The sequence below is a fragment of the Gordonia phthalatica genome, from assembly GCF_001305675.1.
GTDB lineage: Bacteria > Actinomycetota > Actinomycetes > Mycobacteriales > Mycobacteriaceae > Gordonia > Gordonia phthalatica.
Genome location: NZ_CP011853.1, coordinates 4130946 through 4148805 on the forward strand (window position 1 = coordinate 4130946; position 17860 = coordinate 4148805).

General features: G+C 66.8%; 16 protein-coding genes. 5 read left to right on the top strand and 11 right to left on the bottom strand.

Annotation, left to right across the window (positions count from 1 at the left end; genetic code table 11):
• Positions 1-41 precede the first annotated feature (41 nt).
• Positions 42-1286, top strand: coding sequence for an IS256 family transposase (locus tag ACH46_RS19420; RefSeq protein ID WP_062394411.1), 1245 nt, complete (start codon positions 42-44; stop codon positions 1284-1286).
• 682 nt (positions 1287-1968) lie between these two features.
• Here the strand turns inward: ACH46_RS19420 and ACH46_RS19425 are convergent.
• On the bottom strand, positions 1969-2202 hold the full coding sequence (locus ACH46_RS19425; protein ID WP_062394413.1) for a hypothetical protein: 234 nt from the start codon (positions 2200-2202) through the stop codon (positions 1969-1971).
• A gap of 359 nt (positions 2203-2561) precedes the next feature.
• Positions 2562-3275 (bottom strand): ParA family protein, encoded by a 714-nt coding sequence (locus ACH46_RS19435; protein ID WP_062394416.1) that lies wholly within the window; start codon positions 3273-3275, stop codon positions 2562-2564.
• 620 nt (positions 3276-3895) lie between these two features.
• On the opposite strand from ACH46_RS19435, the gene ACH46_RS19440 reads away from it, so the two are divergent.
• Positions 3896-4915: an IS30 family transposase gene (locus tag ACH46_RS19440; protein ID WP_193392986.1), complete on the top strand. Its 1020-nt coding sequence runs from the start codon at positions 3896-3898 to the stop codon at positions 4913-4915.
• Here ACH46_RS19440 and ACH46_RS21385 read toward each other — a convergent pair.
• Both ACH46_RS21385 and ACH46_RS19445 read right to left on the bottom strand, forming a co-directional pair.
• The gene (locus tag ACH46_RS21385; RefSeq protein ID WP_157851105.1) at positions 4855-5529 is read right to left on the bottom strand and encodes a hypothetical protein; all 675 of its coding nucleotides are present in this window, start codon (positions 5527-5529) and stop codon (positions 4855-4857) included. The genes ACH46_RS19440 and ACH46_RS21385 overlap by 61 nt on opposite strands.
• A 187-nt stretch (positions 5530-5716) precedes the next feature.
• A complete protein-coding gene (locus ACH46_RS19445; protein WP_120298916.1) occupies positions 5717-6862 on the bottom strand; it encodes a glycosyltransferase family 4 protein in 1146 nt (381 codons plus the stop codon).
• A 28-nt stretch (positions 6863-6890) separates the two neighbouring features.
• On the opposite strand from ACH46_RS19445, the gene ACH46_RS19450 reads away from it, so the two are divergent.
• Complete coding sequence (locus tag ACH46_RS19450) at positions 6891-7667, top strand: class I SAM-dependent methyltransferase (protein WP_062394420.1); 777 nt, start codon at positions 6891-6893, stop codon at positions 7665-7667.
• Positions 7668-7960: 293 nt separating this feature from the next.
• On the opposite strand, the gene ACH46_RS19455 is transcribed toward ACH46_RS19450, so the two are convergent.
• The 7 genes from ACH46_RS19455 to ACH46_RS19485 form a co-directional block, all read right to left on the bottom strand.
• Positions 7961-8461, bottom strand: coding sequence for a hypothetical protein (locus ACH46_RS19455; protein ID WP_062395659.1), 501 nt, complete (start codon positions 8459-8461; stop codon positions 7961-7963).
• A 33-nt stretch (positions 8462-8494) separates the two neighbouring features.
• Positions 8495-11080, bottom strand: coding sequence for an ABC transporter permease (locus ACH46_RS19460; RefSeq protein WP_062394422.1), 2586 nt, complete (start codon positions 11078-11080; stop codon positions 8495-8497).
• A gap of 3 nt (positions 11081-11083) precedes the next feature.
• The gene (locus tag ACH46_RS19465; protein WP_062394424.1) at positions 11084-11893 is read right to left on the bottom strand and encodes an ABC transporter ATP-binding protein; all 810 of its coding nucleotides are present in this window, start codon (positions 11891-11893) and stop codon (positions 11084-11086) included.
• Positions 11894-12033: 140 nt separating this feature from the next.
• Complete coding sequence (locus ACH46_RS19470) at positions 12034-13866, bottom strand: phosphoenolpyruvate carboxykinase (GTP) (RefSeq protein WP_062395661.1); 1833 nt, start codon at positions 13864-13866, stop codon at positions 12034-12036.
• A gap of 117 nt (positions 13867-13983) precedes the next feature.
• Positions 13984-14367, bottom strand: coding sequence for a DUF6802 family protein (locus tag ACH46_RS19475; RefSeq protein WP_226995692.1), 384 nt, complete (start codon positions 14365-14367; stop codon positions 13984-13986).
• Positions 14367-15518, bottom strand: coding sequence for a hypothetical protein (locus tag ACH46_RS19480; protein WP_062394428.1), 1152 nt, complete (start codon positions 15516-15518; stop codon positions 14367-14369). Before ACH46_RS19480 ends, ACH46_RS19475 begins: the two co-directional genes overlap by 1 nt.
• Entirely contained in the window at positions 15515-16258 is a 744-nt protein-coding gene (locus ACH46_RS19485) for a hypothetical protein (RefSeq protein WP_062394430.1), read from the bottom strand. Before ACH46_RS19485 ends, ACH46_RS19480 begins: the two co-directional genes overlap by 4 nt.
• 131 nt (positions 16259-16389) lie before the next feature.
• Here ACH46_RS19485 and trmB point away from each other — a divergent pair, with 131 nt between their 5' ends.
• Together trmB and ACH46_RS19495 are read left to right on the top strand one after the other, a co-directional pair.
• Positions 16390-17193, top strand: coding sequence for a tRNA (guanosine(46)-N7)-methyltransferase TrmB (trmB, locus tag ACH46_RS19490; RefSeq protein WP_417935309.1), 804 nt, complete (start codon positions 16390-16392; stop codon positions 17191-17193).
• Positions 17193-17846, top strand: coding sequence for an NYN domain-containing protein (locus tag ACH46_RS19495; protein ID WP_082399946.1), 654 nt, complete (start codon positions 17193-17195; stop codon positions 17844-17846). The genes trmB and ACH46_RS19495 overlap by 1 nt, the downstream gene beginning before the upstream one ends.
• The last annotated feature ends 14 nt before the right edge of the window (positions 17847-17860 follow it).

A 17860-nucleotide genomic window follows, 5' to 3' on the forward strand; every position in this document is an offset into this window, starting at 1 on the left:
TTCGAGAGAGCTACCAACTCGACTCGACGAAAGAGCACGCGATGACCACTGCCCACGATATCGACCTCCGCCAGCTTGTCGAAGGCCGACTCACCGGCGCCAGCCCCGACCTGCTGCGCGAGCTGCTGACGATGTTCATCCACGCCCTGATGAGCGCCGAAGCCGACGCCCTGTGCGGCGCGGGCTACGGCCAACGCTCCGACGAACGCGTCAACGTCCGCAACGGCTACCGGCATCGGGACTTCGACACCCGCGTCGGCACCCTCGACGTGGCCATCCCCAAGCTGCGGCAGGGTTCGTACTTTCCGGACTGGCTGCTGCAGCGGCGCAAACGCGCCGAACGTGCCCTGACCTCGGTCGTTGCGACCTGCTACCTGCTCGGCGTCTCGACCCGAAGGATGGAGAAACTCGTCGACACCCTCGGGATCACCTCGCTGTCGAAGTCCCAGGTCAGCGTGATGGCGAAAGACCTCGACACCCAGGTCGAGGCCTTCCGGAACCGACCCCTCGATCAGGGGCCGTACACGTTCGTCGCCGCCGACGCCCTGGTCCTCAAGGTCCGCGAGAACGGACGGGTGGTCAACGTACACGCCCTGGTCGCGGTGGGGGTCAACGGCGACGGCTACCGCGAGATCCTGGGGCTGGACGTCACCTCCGCCGAAGACGGCGCCGGCTGGCTGACCTTCTTCCGCGGGTTGGTCGCCCGAGGCCTGTCCGGGGTGCAGTTGGTGACCTCCGACGCCCACGCCGGCCTGGTGTCCGCGATCGGCGCCACCTTGCCCGGCGCGTCCTGGCAACGATGCCGGACGCACTATTCGACCAATCTCATGGCGGTGACCCCGAAGTCGTCGTGGCCCTGGGTGAAGACACTGCTGCACTCGGTGTACGACCAGCCCGACGCGGATTCCGTGCACGCACAATACGATCGAGTGATCGATGCCCTCGAAGCCAAGCTGCCGAAGGTCGCCGAGCACCTCGACGCCGCCCGGGTCGACCTGTTGGCGTTCACCGCGTTCCCCAAGCAGATCTGGCGGCAGATCTGGTCCAACAATCCCCAGGAGCGGCTCAACAAGGAGATCCGCCGTCGGACCGACGTGGTCGGTATCTTCCCGGACCGCACCGCTCTGATCCGACTTGTCGGAGCGGTGCTCGCCGAACAGCACGACGAGTGGATCGAAGGCCGCCGCTACCTCGGACTCGACGTACTCGCCCGCTCCCGCACCGACACGCCCACCGACAGCGTCACCGAAGACACCGAGGAGGTGACACCGGCCTTGACCGCCTGACCCACCGACGAGGAATCACGCGACGACGTCGTACACCACCTCACGGGACTTGACCCCGCACCATGTCCACGACGACAGGCCGGGGCGGGGTGAACAGCCGTAGGGTCCGTTGATCGGGCCACGACTCCCACATGCTCGACCTCGATGCCTCCGCCGATCCGCCGGCGGTTCGCTCTATGAAATGTGGATGGGATGCGCGGAACGCTTCCCGTTCGTCCACACATCCCATCCATCGCTCAGCATAACGCACGATCGAACGAATGTGCGAACACGGGTTTGTGGTTCTGGATTAAATCCAGCAGGCGCCTCCAGGGGCCACCCTCCCCCTCCCCCGCCGAATCGCCGACGTGGCAACCGACCAGGACGGGAGGGCGGCAGCGCAGCGCAGCGGAGACTCACCCATTAGCGGCAATACAGCAATACAGCCTTCGTGCCGCGCATCTCGCCTGCATACGTGATGCGTGCACGTGATGCGTGCACGCACCTAGCGGAACGACTCAGCGCACATCAACGAGATCGGGATGGCCTTCACTGGGCACATCAGGAACGTCGGGACTCGCTACGAGGCGCTGGTGGTGCTGCAATCACCACCACAGGACCGCCGCTTCTCCCCTATCCCCCGCATGCATGGGTTCATGGAGCGGCTGACGTTGCAACGTTGTAGCGGTACAACGTTGCAATGTCAGAAGTGTCGAGGGCGACCAGGTTTTCCCTGACTGAGGCCAGCAGCTTCGCCTTCAGCGCGGATCGCGGCGATCACTTCTTCGGGCGACATCTCCGCCATCAGCTTGCGCATCGCGTACCTCGCGATGGCACTCCGGGAGTCGATTCTGGGCTTACTGCGGCGGCCCGCGATGCACACTTCCTCGAGAAAGTCGTCGGTGGCTTCATCGAAGTAGATCGTGCTTGGCCCCACAGTTCGCCCCTTTGTAGTGGTAGCTGGAGGCGCTGCCACTGTTGGCGTCGTCGCCTTCTTCCTCGCCTTCGGGGCCACAGGCTTTGCTGTCGGCCGTGAGGGTGCTGATGTGTCCGCAGCGGGAGCGGGGTCCGAGGAGCGGTTGCCTGCGGTCGCGGCGGGTTCCGCTGGCGCCGCGGAAGTCCTCCCCTCGTTCAGCGTCTCGTTCTCCGTCTTCTGAGCAACAGGGTCGGCCACTAGCTGTGCTGGCGACGGTTCGGCTGGCTTGGGCGCTGGGTGCTTCGCCGGCGGCATTGGCCGGACCCGGGTGCGCTTCTCGCGCTGCCTCATCATGGCTTCGAGACCATTCGCACTCGTACTCATCCGACATACTCCTGAACAAACTTGGCGGTTGCTTCGTACGCCTCGGCGACCGGCTGCAACACTTTGGCGGGTGGATTCTCCGAGGTGATCGCGATTCGCTTCGTCCGACGTTCGACAGCAGTGACCCGAGGGATCGGTGGCCCGACCCGGACCGGGGTGCCCTCCACCGCAGCAGCCAGTCGACGCAGTTCGCCGGCCGGAGGAACGGGCGGAATCATGGTCGGCGAGATAATGAGTGGATAGTCAGGCATGTCGTTGATCAGCTCTTCGGTGGCCGTCAGGTCAAGGTTCCGCAGAGGAGTTGGAACGATGATCGCGTGCGCTACCGTCAATGCCCCGAATGCAGCAGGCGAGATGCCGGGATGCGTGTCCACCACAACCCACTCGGTGTCCCACTCACTCGCCCACCGTTCGAGGGCATCGGCAACAACCTCTTGCTGGGGCATCTGGTCGTAGAGGTCTGGATGCCCCGGCACTAGCCGCGGTTTGCCGTGACCCTTCAGTGGATGGGGTGTCCTGCCATGCGCGAAAGCGTCCAGAATCGGGATTCGTGTCCTCGTCTGCGGCCGATAACCCCACTTGCCGGTGACTCCCCCGCCATCGTGCTCGAAGTCGACCAGGACCGCATCGAGCAGGTAGGCCAACTCGTACGCGCCGGTGCTCTTACCAACCCCTCCCTTCCGGGAGTGGTGCACGACAATTTTCGCCATTGTGGCCCTCCATAGTTAGAACGTTGTAACCGCACAACCCTGTTGAGGGTGTTGCACTAAAGGTGGTCAGTTATGGAGCGTTTCGCGGTTATAGCGGCATACAGTTGTAACTGCACAACCTGGCACCGTTTGAACATTGCAACGTTGGAACCGTACAACGCTGTAACCGGACAACAGTGTGACGCTACAAGGTTGTCACGTCACAACAGCACAACTTTTGCATGGTGAAACGTTGTCCAGTTAGAACTTTCCACGGTTGAAACGCTATAGCGTTTCAATGCTATAGCCTTGTTCCAGGGTAACTCTACAACATTCTAACAGCTTAGCCCTGTAACGCCACAACGTTAAAACGCTGCCACTTTGTAACGTTACAACCCTACTCGGCACCCGAAGCGAGAAGCCCCCTACACGGGCGGGTTTGTAACGTTACAAATGCTCCAGCTACCGTGTTTCGGCCGCCGACATCTGGCCGGCAGGGGAGAGGAAAGGGAGAGAAAACCCGCGTCAGTTGTCGGAGTTCGCATGATCACACGGCGGTGTCATACCGTCGTAGCAACACTGCAGGCCACGAGGGGTTGCGGGTGACGCGGTAGGAGAGCCTGGTGGGGTTGGGGCGGATGATGCTGACGTCGGCGGATCGGACAGAGATCGCGGTCGGACGGCGGGCCGGGATGACGATTACAGCGATCGCCGAGCAGATCGGGCGGGACAAGTCGGTGGTGTCGCGGGAGATCAAACGCAACGCCACCAAGACGGGCGCGTATCAGGTGGTGCACGCCGACACGCAGGCACGGGCGCGTCGGGCCCGTCCGCAGGTACGGGCGATCGATGCGGACTCGGTGCTCGCCGACCGGGTGCGGGCGGATCTGTCGAGATCGCGGACGCCGAGGCAGATCGCGGGACGGTTGAAACTCGAGGCCGAAGTACCCACAGTGGATCCCATGAAGGGTTCGCCGAGCGCGCAGGGGCGCCGTGTGTCGCATGAGTCGATCTATCGGTGGATTTATGCTCTGCCGAAGGGAGAGTTGGCTGCTCAGGGCATCCTGTTGCAGTCCAAGCGGACCACGCGTAAGCCGCGTAAGTCCGTTGGTGAGCGGTCGGCGCGGATTGTGGGCATGGTCAGCATCGATGACCGCCCCGAGACGGCGACCGATCGGCGAGTGCCGGGCTGGTGGGAAGGCGATCTGATCGTCGGGAAAGCTGGCCAGTCCGCCGCGGTGACCCTGGTCGAACGCACGAGCCGGTACACGCTCGTCCTGGGGCTGCCGGACGGGAAGAAGGCGCCCGGGGTCGCTGATGTGCTGATCGATCACCTGCGGGGACTACCGGAGTTCATGCGACAGGGGCTGACGTGGGATCAAGGCACCGAGATGGCCGAGCATGCCAGCGTGACCGTTGCTGCCGAGTTGCCGATCTACTTCGCCCATCCGCGTTCGCCGTGGGAGCGGCCCACCAACGAGAACACCAACGGACTGATCCGTGAGTACCTGCCGAAGGGCACCGAGATCCCGTCCGACCAGCTGTACCTGGAAGCGATCTCCCGCGAACTGAACGAACGGCCACGCCAGTGCCTGGGCTTCTACACCCCGAGGGAGGTCTTCGAACAGTTACTGAAGGAGAACGTTGCTTCGACGAGTTGACACCGCCGAGGCTTCAGGCCTCGTTGCGTGAATGCCCCTGAATCCCCCGAGTCCTGCCACACACTATTCGCTGATAACGCGCAACTCTCGGTGAACACCCTTCCGCTGTCGTTCGTCGAGCGTTTGGCGCTCGGCGTCCCCTTCTCACTGAAGTCAGAATTGTCGTACGCATACATGTCGACCTCATACGCCAGTACTGTCAGCCCTCTCAGTCGCTCGGCGACCTCCGCATCATCGCTGGAATCACCAGACTCGTCGTCCGAGGGATTCAGCGCCGAACTACCGTGGCTACGTAGATCAGCCTTCACCGCGTTGAGCGCGCCCAACGGCAGATCACGAGGGTCAGCCAGCGGACGGGCATCGGTGTCCCCGCACCTCATCGACACCTCCGAGCCGCCGGGCGCCGCAATGTAGTAGACCAGAGTGCGCACTCGCGGATGCTGTGGATCGTTACTTGAGAACGCCAGACTGACTTGCGCGTCGCTCTCCATCGAGAACGACTGAGTAACTCTCAGGGCGAGCTTCTCTCCACCACCGGACGATGCGATCAGAAATAGGCCCCGGCCTCCCGAATCGAACGCCGATCCAGTGACCATCGCCGGTTTGATATACATTCAGAAGGCTGCACCGAGCAGCGCGATCACGACGATGCTGCCGTACAGTTTGACTCGGGCAACACGTCGAGACTCATCAGTCATGCCGACTTCTTTCACTAAGAAGACATTGTCCTGAATCTTACGATGACCAGTACGCAGCCCCAGTCATCCAATCGACCTAAATCCCCGGACCCGAATTCTATTTCTAATTCGAGGAGTTCCGACGAGCGACTCCGTCGAGGACTTCGATGAAACCGTCCGTGGTGCTGTGCCAGGAGAATCCACGTGATCGCTCCTGCGCCGCAGCGCCGAGCGCAGTCCGACGCGCCTCGTCGACGGCCAGGCCCGCGGTGGCCTCGACGAGTCCGTCGACGTCGTCGACCAGCACACCGGTGACCCCGTCGACGACCGAGTCCGTCAGCCCCGCCGAGCTGCGGTAGCCGAGGGTGGGGACGCCGTGCTGCGCCGCCTCGATGACCGCGAGACCCCACCCCTCCTTGCGCGACGGCATCAGGTGCAGGTCCGCACCGGCGAGGATCTCGTGCTTGCGTCGGTCGCTGACGTGGCCGTGGAAAGTCACGCGATCGACGACTCCGTGATCGGCTGCTGCCTCGTGCAACTGCGCCGACCACCAGCCGTCGCCCACCACGTCGAGGTGCACGTCGATCCCGACTGCGGACAGTCGTGCGACCACCGTGAGGGCATCCTCGATCTGCTTGTGCGGAACCAGCCGGGACACCGCGACCAGGCGCAGCCCGTCCCCCAACTCCGCTGCGATCACACCGTCGGGCACCGGATCGATGCCGCCGCGAACCACCGTGATCCGCTCGTGGTCGACGCCGAGGGCGGCGAGCTCCACAGCAGACGGCTCGGAGACGGTGACATAGCGGTCACGTCGATGCACCCACGGTGAGAGCTTCGATTCCACGAACCAGCCGACGCGCGACAGGATCGGACCGGCGACCGGCCACTGCTCGCGATGGCAGTGATGCACCAGCACGACGGTCGGCGCGGTCACCACGAGGCGCGCGAAGAACGGGACGCCGTTCTGGGTGTCGACGACCACGTCGGGCCGGTATCCGGCCAGCCGACCGCGTCCCAGGCGCGCAGCGACGAGCGTGGCCAGGGCCCGCGGGTACACGCTGAGCCGGGTGCCGGCGCGGAGGACCCGAACGCCGTCGCGCATCTGCTTGCGGGGAGCGCCGGGATAGCGGGCGGTCAAGAGGGTGACCCGGGAACCGCGTTCCGCGAGTTCGGCTCCGACGCGTTCCAGGTAGCGTTCACTGCCGCCGCCCTGGGGATGGCCGGTGTCGCGCCAGCACAGCAGCAGGACGTCGGTCGGAGAATTCACTCGGCCCAGGATATGCGACGCTGACACCATGCCGCTTCGCTCCCTGTCGTGGACCCGCACCCCGACGACCGATTTCGCTCGGCACGCGACGCTGCGGCGCGCCGTGCACCTGTTCCGCGAGTTCCGGTACGAGCAGCCCGACCCGGCCCGCTTCTACTCGGCCCTCGCCGACGACACCGCCCTGATGGTGGCCGCACTGCACCCCGAACCGCTCGACGGCGCCGTCGTCCTCGACGTCGGCGGCGGCCCCGGCTTCTTCGCCGACGCCTTCGCTCGGCGCGGTGCCCGGTACTTGTCGGTGGAGCCGGACGCCGGCGAGATGTCGGCCGCAGGCATCGATCAGCGGACCGCCGTGCGGGCTCAGGGCGAGCACCTGCCGTTCCGGACCGGCAGCGTGGACGTCTGCTATTCGTCGAACGTCGCCGAGCACACGCCGACGCCGTGGGCGATGGCCGACGAGATGGTGCGGGTGACGCGCCCCGGCGGGACGATCATCTTGAGTTACACCCTGTGGTGGGGTCCGTTCGGCGGCCATGAGATGGGGCTGACCCACTATGCGGGCGGCCACCGGGCTGCCCGCTGGTACACCCGCAAACACGGGCATCTGCCGAAGAACCTGTTCGGAGTGTCGCTGTTCCCGATCACGGCGGCCGCCGGACTGCGGTGGGCGCGCTCGGTCCGCGGGGCGGAGTTGTCGACAGCCTTCCCGCGATATATCCCCAGATTCGCCTGGCCGGTTGTCCACATCCCGTGGATCCGCGAGGTCGCGTCCACCAACCTCGTCCTGGTGCTTCGCAAACGCTGAGGTCAACGCTGCTTTCTGCGGTTCATTCACAGGGCTGAGATTCATCCACACTGTGGAAATCACATGTGTGTAATTCATGCACACTGTGGATGAATACTGTGGATAACTTGGGCGACGGTCCCGAACGAGTGTTCACGTGCACGATCGTGCACACCACTCCAGCCGTCGACTCTACTCGAAATCATGTTCGATCTCTGAGAACGTGAAAAGCCGGCCGGGAACACCCGACCGGCTTTCTCGCACAGTCACCACGAATCGCGCCGATATCGCCCGTTTTCGCGCAGGACACTAGCTCATCGCGGCAGCTTGCCCGCACAGCGCAGCGGACCGCCGCGGCTGGTGCTGGAGGCGACGAGTTCGTCACCCTGCAGGATGGTGCACGTGACCACACCGCGGACCACCATCGCGGTCATCTCCACCTCGCGGTCGGAGACCGTGGTCCGATTGGACCAGGGCGTACCGGTCGCCGCGACCACCTCGCGGCCGTTGTCGGTGCGGAAGGCCAGCGCCACCACATCGCCCGAACCGGTGAGTTGGTACGTCACCGAACCGGGTTCCGCCGTCGGTCGAGTGTGCTCCGAGGTCGGCGTCGGCGACGCGGTGGTCGTCTCCTCCGTCGTCGCGGTGGTCGGTGTCGTGGTCGTTCCGGTGGTGGTCGCCGCCTGGTCGGAGCCCGGATCGTTCAACTGCTGCCCGAACACCAGGAATCCGACCAGCCCCAGCACGACGACGGCGAGGATCACCACCAGCGACAACAGCACCGTGCGTGTTCGACCGCCGCTGGAATCACTCATGCCGATCACCGTATACCGGACAGCTGCACTGCATCATTCGGCCGTGATCGCTTCCAGCGGACGCGTGCGCGCGGCGGTCACCGCCGGCCACAGCGCGGCCACGACACCGACGACGGCCGCGCCGACCAGCGTGCCGCCGATCAACGCCCACGGAACGACGACGCCGTCCAGGCCCCAATGAGCGAGGGTCCGGACCAGCGGAACGCCGATCGCCAACCCGAGCACCGTGCCCAGCAGGGCGCCGAACACCGCGATGTACGTGGACTCCAGGTAGATGGTGCGCCGCACCTGGCCGCGGCTCATGCCGACGGCGCGAAGCATGCCGATCTCCTGCTTCCGCTCCACCACCGACAGTGCGAGGGTGTTGATGATGCCGAGGACGGCGATCACCAGCGACAGTCCGAGCAGCGCGTACAGGGTGATCATCATCTGGTCGATCTGCGACGAGATGGAGTTCTTGAACTGCGACCGGTCCTGCACCTGGGCGGTGAGGAATTCGGCGGTCGCGTCCTCGAGCTGTGTTCGCAGGTCGTCGGCCTTGACACCCGGTTTCGCGACCACCAGGACGGGGCCGCTGATCCGCTTCATCACGTTGGGGACGAGCTTCTCGTACGAGTCCCAGCCGACCATCATCGAGGCGATGGCCTCGTTGGCGGCGAAGACTCCGGTCACCGTGGTCGGCACCTCGTCGCCGTCGGTGCTGACGAACATGACGTGCTGTCCCAGCTTCCACCCGTTGTCGCGGGCGGTGGTGTCGCTGATCAGCAGGCCGTCGCCCGGCAGTTCCTGCTTGCCCTGCAGGACGTCGATGGAGGCGACGTCGCCGATGTTCCCGCCGTACGGCGAGCTGAGGTAGACGTCGTGGCCGTCGTACTTCGCGGCACCGTAGGCCTGTGCGACGACCTTCTCGGCGCCCTCGGCCTCCTTCACGTAGTCGACCACGGACAGCGGCAGCGGCATGTTGTTGGTGCCGGTCACGACGAAGTCCGCGCGCAGTCCCTTGTCGACGGCGGAGTCGACGGTGCCCTTGAACGACCATCCCAGCGTGCCGATGATGACCACCAGCATCAGGCCGAGGGTGAGCGCGAACGCGGTGGCCGCCGTGCGGCGCGGATTGCGGACCGCGTTGGTCCGGGCGAGTTTGCCGACGGTGCCGAACGGCTTCTCAAAGACGGCGCCGAAGGCGCTGACGACCGGCCGTGAGATGGCGGGTGCGGTGAGGACCACGGCGACGATCGCCAGGACCGCGCCGAGGCCGACGGTCATCGCCGGTCCGGTGCCCTCGCCGAGGCCGCCGATCACCAGCGCAGCGATGCCGAGGACGCCGATGATCGCCCCGATCAGGGTTCGCGTGCGCAGTGAGCCGGCCCCCGGCTCCACGGTGCTCTCCCGCATGGCCTCGACCGGCGGGATCCGTGAGGCGCGGCGCGCCGGGATCCACGCGCTGAGCAGGGTGACCACGACGCCGACGAAGATCGCGGCGCCGATGGCGCCCGCCCCGACCTCGATGCCGTTGGACGGCACGCCCTGCGATTCGGTGAAGGCGATCATCGCAGCCGCGATGCCGATGCCGAGCGCAAGGCCCAGCACACCGCCGATGACGCCGACGATGAGGGCCTCCAGCAGCACCGAGCGTGAGACGTTCTTGCGGCTGGCGCCGATGGCGCGCAGCAGGGCGAGCTCGCGGTTTCGCTGCGCGACGATCATCGAGAAGGTGTTGTAGATGATGAAGGTGCCGACCAGCAGACCGATGCCGGCGAAGGCCAGCAGGATGGTGCGGAAGATCGTCAGGAACTGATCGATGCTCGCCTTCTGGTCCTCGCGGACCTGCTCACCGGTCCGCACCTGGTAGACCTTGTCGAGGTCGATCTTCTGGCCCTGTTGCTCGATGAGCTTCGCCAGGTGAGCGTGCACGGCGTCGCGCAGCTGCGTGTCGGTGACACCGGGTCGTGCGGTCAGATCCACGGTGGCCACATGCTTGCCGTCGGAGAACAGTTTCGCAGCACTCGCACGATCGAACAGGACGCCGACGTAGCCGCCGGTGGACGACGGCATCTCGGTGATGCCGACGACCGTCACCTCCATCGGCTTCGACAGCCCGGCACCGACGACCACCTTGGTCTTGCTGCCGACCTTGAGGTCGCCCTTCGACGCCGCCTCGGAGTTGACGGCGATCTCGCCGCTGCGCTCGGGGGCGCGCCCGTCGACGATGGTCGGCTGCTCGCCGACGGCCGTGTCCGCGGGCTCATAGCTGAGGCCGACGCTGGGGGCGCCGCCGGTCTGGATGGCCCGTCCCGACGCGTCTGCGAGGGTCACCGATCCGGTGTTGCCGGTCGAGAGGCGGTCGATGCCGAGCTGCTTCTTGTTCTTCGTGAGGTCGTCGACGACGGCGTTCGGGATACCCGACGACTGCTGCTCCACGGCGCTGATCTCGACGGAGACGCCCTTGGCGACGTTGTCGAAGATCGAGTTGAACGCACCGCCGACCGTCGAGGTGAAGATGACCGCTCCGGCGACGAAGCTGGTGCCGAGCACCACCGAGAACACCGTGAGGATCAGGCGGAGTTTATGGGACGCAAGGCTCCTCAGGGAGACCTTGCGCATCACAGTCGATGCCATCGATCAGTTCACCCCGCCGGTCTGCTCCGGCGCCCCGCCGTCGGCGGTCTGCTGCGCGGGATCGTCGAGGTTGCGCATCACCTCGAAGACGTCGTCGGCGGTGGGACGCTGCAGTTCGCGGACGATCTGGCCGTCGGCGAGGAAGACCACGCGGTCGGCGTAGGACGCGGCGCGCGGATCGTGCGTCACGATGACGACGGTCTGGTTGAACTCGTCGGTCGCGGCCCGCAGGATCTCCAGCACTTCGGTGGACGAGCGGGAGTCCAGGTTGCCGGTGGGTTCGTCGCCGAAGATGATGTCGGGGCGCCCGACGAGGGCGCGGGCGCAGGCCACGCGCTGTTGTTGGCCGCCGGAGAGTTCGCTCGGGCGGTGCGTCAGCCGCTGACGGATGCCGAGGCGGTCGACGACGGTGTCGAACCATTCGCGGTCCACCTCGCGACCGGCGATGCCCTGGGGAAGGGTGATGTTCTCCTCCGCCGTCAGGGTCGGGACCAGGTTGAAGGCCTGGAAGACGAAGCCGATGCGGTCGCGCCGCAGCTTGGTCATGTCCTTGTCGGAGAGTCCGTCGAGGTTCACGTCACCGATCGCGACCGAGCCGCCGGTGACGGTGTCCAGTCCCGCGAGGCAGTGCATGAGGGTCGACTTTCCCGAACCCGACGGCCCCATGATCGCGGTGAACTCGCCACCGCGGAAGCCGATCGAGACGCCGGCGAGGGCGTGTACGACGGTGTCGCCGCTGCCGTAGGTCTTGACCACGTTGTCCGCGCGTGCCGCGATCATCGCGTGCCTGCCTGCCGGTGCTGTTTGCGTCATGGCATCAACCGTGTCAGACGCGGCCCGCCTGCGCATCAGGGAGTCCCCGGAAACTCCTGTGATCAGGCTGTGAAAATGGCGACACGGAAGACGACAGCGGCCCGACCGGAGAACCGGTCGGGCCGCTTCGCGTCAGTGCGTCAGCCGAGGCGGGTGCGCAGTTCCTGAAGCTGAGCGGTCATCTCGGCGGGGAGCTTGCCCTTGCCGTCGTCGATGAAGTTGAACCACTCCTCGATGGTCGGCAGCTCTTCGCGCCACTCGTCGGCGTTGACTGCGAGAGCCTCCGCGAGGTCGGCCTCGGCGACGTCCAGACCGGTCAGGTCCAGCTCACCCGGGGCGGCGACGGTGCCGATCGGGGTCTCGATGCCCTCGACGTTGCCTTCGATACGGTCGACCATCCACTTCAGGACGCGGCTGTTCTCGCCGAAGCCCGGCCACAGGAAGCGGCCGTCCTCGCCGCGACGGAACCAGTTGACGTAGAACACGGCGGGGAGCTGTGCGCCCTCCTTGTTGCCGATGTCGAGCCAGTGCTGGACGTAGTCGCCGACGTGGTAGCCCATGAACGGCAGCATGGCCATCGGGTCGCGGCGGACGGTGCCCACCTTGCCCTCGGCGGCGGCGGTCTGCTCAGAGCCGACGGTGGCGCCCATGAACACGGCGTGGTCCCAGTCGCGGGCCTGCGTGACCAGCGGGATCGTGGTCTTGCGGCGGCCGCCGAACAGGATCGCCGAGATCGGCACACCCTGCGGGTCGTCCCACTCGGAGGCGAGGGTCGGGCACTGCGACATCGGGGTGCAGTAGCGCGAGTTCGGGTGCGCGGCCTTGTTCTCCGACTCGGGGGTCCAGTCGTTGCCGCGCCAGTCGGTCAGGTGCGCGGGCTTGGGGCCGTCGATGCCCTCCCACCACACGTCGCCGTCGTCCGTGCGCGCGACGTTGGTGTAAATGGTGTTGCCCGCGTCGACCGTCTTCATGGCCGTCGGGTTCGAGTCGTAGCTGGTGCCGGGCGCGACGCCGAAGAAGCCGAACTCGGGGTTCACCGCATACAGGCGGCCGTCCTCGCCGAAGCGCATCCAGGCGATGTCGTCACCGACGGTCTCCGCCTTCCAGCCGTCGAGGGTCGGCTCGATCATCGCGAGGTTGGTCTTGCCGCAGGCCGACGGGAACGCGGCGGCCACGAAGTACACCTTGTTCTCGGGGCTGGTGAGCTTCAGGATGAGCATGTGCTCGGCCATCCAGCCCTCGTCGTGCGCCATCGCCGACGCGATGCGCAGGGCGTAACACTTCTTGCCCAGCAGCGCGTTGCCGCCGTAGCCCGAACCGTACGACCAGATGACGCGGTCCTCGGGGAAGTGCACGATGTACTTCTCGGTGTTGCACGGCCACGGGACGTCTGCCTGGCCCTCGTCGAGGGGGGCGCCGACCGAGTGAAGGCCCTTGACGAAGAAGCCGTCCTCGCCCAGTGCCTCGAGGACCTTGGGGCCGACGCGGGTCATGATGCGCATCGACAGAACGACGTACGCGGAGTCGGTGATCTCGATGCCGAGCTTCGGGTCGTCGGCGCCGAGCGGACCCATGCAGAACGGGATCACGTACATGGTGCGTCCGCGCATGCTGCCGCGGTACAGCTCGGTCATGGTGGCGCGCATCTCGGCGGGCTCGACCCAGTTGTTGGTGGGACCGGCCTGCTCCTCGGTCGCACTGCAGATGAAGGTGCGCGATTCGACGCGAGCGACGTCGGCGGGGTCGGACAGCGCGAGGAACGAGTTGTGCTTGTGCTCCTCGTTCAGCTTGCTGATGGTGCCGGCCTCGACGAGTTCTGCGGTGAGACGGTCCCACTCCTCGTCGCTGCCGTCCGACCACACCACGCGGTCGGGCTGCGTCAGTTCCGCAACCTCGGCCACCCAGGCGATCAGCCCGGCGTGATTGGTGGGGGCGTTTCCGGGCTCGACGCCCGGAATGGTCGCAGCGGTCATGCGGATCTCCTCATCGAAATTCACGGGTGCCTGCGCGCAGTGGCTGTGCGAACGCATACTGGCCACAGGATACGCTCGTTCCCTGCGTCGGGAACCCGGGGGCGACGCAGGGTTGCCTTACTCAACGCGCCCGAGGGCGGTGGGATTCCATTCTCCCCCCGAGTCCTCCAGCTGCCACGCGGCAACTCGCCCATCGGAGCGCAGAACCGACATGCGGTCCACCCGCCCGTCACCGTCCGCGTCGGTCAAGATGGCGCTGAAGCCTTCGATCTCGCTGGTCAGCGAGTCAGCCCGCCCGTCCCCGTCAGCATCGAACTCGGCGGGGCCCAGGTCCCACACCGTGCCATCGGAGTACCACCACAGGTTGTCGTGAGCGTCGGCACCGAGGTCATCCGAGGTGGCATCGGTCACCATCCATGCGGGGACGGGGCTCGGTTCACCGGGTGCCGCAGTGAGACGATCTTCACTCTGTGAGATGGGTTCGTGCTCGAATTCGTCCATCACTTCTCCCCAACGCGCGACGGGCGCGTTCGGTTCCATATCTCTCGGCTGACGTGGGCTTCCGACGCTCCGGCGTGAACGCCGATCCAGTGTTCGACGGCGGCCCGGCGGTGGGCGATCGATTCGACGGCCCACCGGTCGACACCGGCGCGCACCGAGGCCTCCCGTCGCGCCGACACCACCCAGAGCGCGAGGAGCAGCCCCGTGATGATGCTCAGCACCGTTCCGGCGGCACCGAAACCGGCCCACGCGAGGCTCGGCGCCACGATCATGCGACCGATGCCGAACCCCATCGACGCCCCGACGAGCAGGACCATCAGATCCTCGGGTCCGGCTCGTCGGCGCGGCGGCGGCATCGGCGGATCACCTCCCGCGGTCGAATCCGGCGACGGGAGCTGACCGACGGTGCCCAGCCCACACAGTGCTGCGGCCCGCACCTGTGCCAGCCGCTGCAGGAACAGCGCCCGCGACCGCTGCTCCACCCCATCGAGAACCGCAGGCAACCACTCGGTGAAGGTGTCTGCGGCACCGGCCGTCGACGCGTGCCGATGGACCTCGGCGAGGGCCGCGCGGGTCGACGACGCAGCCTCGGCCCGCGCCGCGACGATCCCCGCGCGGAGCCCGGCGAGCCGGTCCGCCCGCACGATGGCGGTCGCTGACCCGGTCGGTCGCCCGGAGACCGTCGGTGGCTGTGTCGGAACCGTCGGGACACTCGTCGGATCCGGTCCGGCCGCGCACCAGGCCGCCAGTTCCGGGATCCCGGAGGCGACGTCGGGCTCGTCGGCCAGTGCGGCGGCGGTCGCAAAGACCGCCAGTCTGCGGTCCGGGTCGAGTCGCCTCCGGGAGGCGGCGAGGGTCCGCGGCCACGCGGGGAAGGCGTCCACGCAGCAGGCGACAAGCGCGGTGGGGAGCCCGGCCGCTGCGAACGCCTCGAGCAGGCGATCCTCCTCCTCGTCCGCCGGCATCGACATGTCGAGCGCGAGGAGAGCTCGGTTCGGCCGGACTGCGAGGCGCCCGATGTCTGCGGGCGCCCCGATGACGACGATGCTCCCCGCCCAGCCACCGCCGCACAGGGCTCGGGCCAGCCGTCCGGGTTCGGCGCCTGCGGTGCCTGCGATCAGCAGGGTCGGGGGCTGTGCTGCCGGGGTCATGACAGCGACTCCGCGAGGAGCCGCTGCTCCATCGCCGCCCGATCGGGACCGCGGGCGGCGCGCAGCCGCAGCTCGAACAGGCGGCGGACACGACGGCCTTCCGCGATCTGACCGGCCGCCCCCGCGATCGGGTCGGCCAGGGCATCGATGCCGCTGCGCGCCCGCAGCATCCCGGTGAGGTCCGCGGCCGTCGCTGCGGGTCGTTCGCCGAGGTCCGCGAACGCCGCGAGGAGGCCGCACCGTCCGAGCCTGCCCATCATGCGTGCGCGGTCTCGCTCGGTCGGATCGTCGCCCGCGAACTCGGCCGCGGCCCGCGGCACCCGCACTCCCGCCTGCTCCCACCGGCGCAGGAGTTCCACGTCGTCGGCGTCGAGGCGGACCGCGGCGAGGAGCCCTGACACCGGGTACACCGGACGGCCGAGTTCCGCCGCCGCTTCGGCGGCGAGCCGCCGCGCGTCGGTGCGGGTGTCAGCCTTACCGGCGACCACCAGCACCGGCGTCGCCGCCGCGTCGATCAACGCGCGGTCCCGGCTGCGGAGCTGGGCGCCGATCACGCGAATCAAGAGATCCGGCGGCACACTCGCGTCACCGATCGTCGTCTCGACGCCGAACCGCTCCCGCAAGGCTGCGGCCATCGTCGTGCAACCGGCACCGGCCAACCCGGAGACGCCGAGCACCACCGGCCGACTCCGCGGCCGGACCGATCGAGACCCGAGTGTGTTGCCGAAAGGCTCTTCCACCCCGTCCACCTCCCCCAAGGCGATTGTTATGAAGTGAACCTACCTCTCGGGTCCGACATAATTCGTCACTCTGGCGAAAGCGGTCAAGAAACTGCCCGTAAAGGCGCGTCCATTGTGATCGAGCAGTGGAAATAGGACACCATGGAGGGGTGAATACCGACGCCGCCGAGGGATCGGCGCCTGATACCGACCGCTCTCGTCTCTATCCGCGAGTCACCAGTTTCCGCTTTCGTCGCGGCAGTCTGACCACCGGACAGCAGCGGAATTGGGCGAATCTGTGGCCGACGCTGGGCCGCGATCTCCGGACCGGCCCCGACCGCGTCGACGAACCCGCTCTGAACGCTCCGGAATGGTTCGGCCGCGAGGCTCCGCTGATCATCGAGGTGGGCAGCGGCACCGGCATCTCGACCGCCGCGATGGCCGAAGCCGAGCCGGAGGCCGATGTGGTGGCCGTCGAGGTGTACCAGCCCGGCTTGGCGCAGCTCATCGGCCTGGTCGACCGCGCGGGTCTGACCAACGTCCGGATGATCCGCGGCGACGCGACCGTCGTCCTGACCGAACTGGTGGAGCCGAACTCGCTCACCGGCGTCCGCGTGTTCTTCCCCGACCCGTGGCCCAAGTCCCGCCATCACAAGCGGCGCTTCCTGCAGTCGGGGACCATCGAACTCATCGCCGATCGACTGAAGCCGGGCGGCGTCCTGCACATCGCGACCGACCACGCGGACTACGCATTGTGGATCGCCGAACTGATGGCCACGCAGAACCCCGACCGTCCGCACGTGGTCCCGCTGACCTTCGATTCACCGATCCTGTTGGAGCGCCCCACCACCAAGTTCGAGGGACGCGCCCAGGTGGAGGGCCGCGAGGTCAACGAGTTCGTCTACGTGAAGCCGCACCCCAAGGCGGCCCGCAGCACCGACAGTGAGGATCAATGATGTCACCGGAGTTCTCCGAATCGATCTCCGGCGTCAGCGGCACGCCGCGCGTCCTGCTGGTGTGGGACGCCCCGAACATGGACATGGGACTCGGCGGAATCCTCGGCGGCCGACCGACCGCCGCGCATCGCCCCCGGTTCGATGCGCTCGGTCGTTGGATCCTCAAGCGCACCGCGACGCTCGGCGCCACGCTCCGCACCGAGGTCGAGCCCGAGGCCACCGTCTTCACCAACATCGTCCCGGGCAGCGCCGAAGTGGTGCGGCCCTGGGTCGAGGCCCTCCGAAATGTCGGTTACTCAGTCTTCGCCAAGCCGAAGCTCACCGACGACAGTGATGTCGACTCCGACATGCTCGACCACATTCAAGTGCGACGTCACACCCCCGGCCTCGCGGGCGTCATCGTCGCGTCGGCCGACGGCCAGGCCTTCCGCGAGCCGCTTCTGGAGCTCGCCGCCGAAGGCGTCCAGGTCGTGGTCATCGGCTTCCGAGAACACGCGAGCTGGGCGCTGACCTGCGACGACATCGAGTTCGTCGACCTCGAGGACATCCCCGGAGTGTTCCGCGAACCGCTGCCGCGCATCAGCCTGGACTCCCTGCCCGACGAGGGCGCCTGGCTCACCCCGTTCCGTCCGCTCAGTGCCTTGCTCAAGTAGCCCGCACCTTGAAA

Bases quoted from the DNA above. Each gene is read 5' to 3' on its own strand.
- ACH46_RS19475 (WP_226995692.1), bottom strand. From the start codon at position 14,367: ATGGACGAATTCGAGCACGAACCCATCTCACAGAGTGAAGATCGTCTC.
- ACH46_RS19465 (WP_062394424.1), bottom strand. From the start codon at position 11,893: ATGACGCAAACAGCACCGGCAGGCAGGCACGCGATGATCGCGGCACGC.
- ACH46_RS19470 (WP_062395661.1), bottom strand. From the start codon at position 13,866: ATGACCGCTGCGACCATTCCGGGCGTCGAGCCCGGAAACGCCCCCACC.
- ACH46_RS19480 (WP_062394428.1), bottom strand. From the start codon at position 15,518: ATGACCCCGGCAGCACAGCCCCCGACCCTGCTGATCGCAGGCACCGCA.
- ACH46_RS19455 (WP_062395659.1), bottom strand. From the start codon at position 8,461: ATGAGTGATTCCAGCGGCGGTCGAACACGCACGGTGCTGTTGTCGCTG.
- ACH46_RS19495 (WP_082399946.1), top strand. From the start codon at position 17,193: ATGTCACCGGAGTTCTCCGAATCGATCTCCGGCGTCAGCGGCACGCCG.
- ACH46_RS19420 (WP_062394411.1), top strand. From the start codon at position 42: ATGACCACTGCCCACGATATCGACCTCCGCCAGCTTGTCGAAGGCCGA.
- ACH46_RS21385 (WP_157851105.1), bottom strand. From the start codon at position 5,529: ATGTATATCAAACCGGCGATGGTCACTGGATCGGCGTTCGATTCGGGA.
- ACH46_RS19450 (WP_062394420.1), top strand. From the start codon at position 6,891: ATGCCGCTTCGCTCCCTGTCGTGGACCCGCACCCCGACGACCGATTTC.
- ACH46_RS19435 (WP_062394416.1), bottom strand. From the start codon at position 3,275: ATGGCGAAAATTGTCGTGCACCACTCCCGGAAGGGAGGGGTTGGTAAG.
- ACH46_RS19440 (WP_193392986.1), top strand. From the start codon at position 3,896: ATGCTGACGTCGGCGGATCGGACAGAGATCGCGGTCGGACGGCGGGCC.
- ACH46_RS19460 (WP_062394422.1), bottom strand. From the start codon at position 11,080: ATGGCATCGACTGTGATGCGCAAGGTCTCCCTGAGGAGCCTTGCGTCC.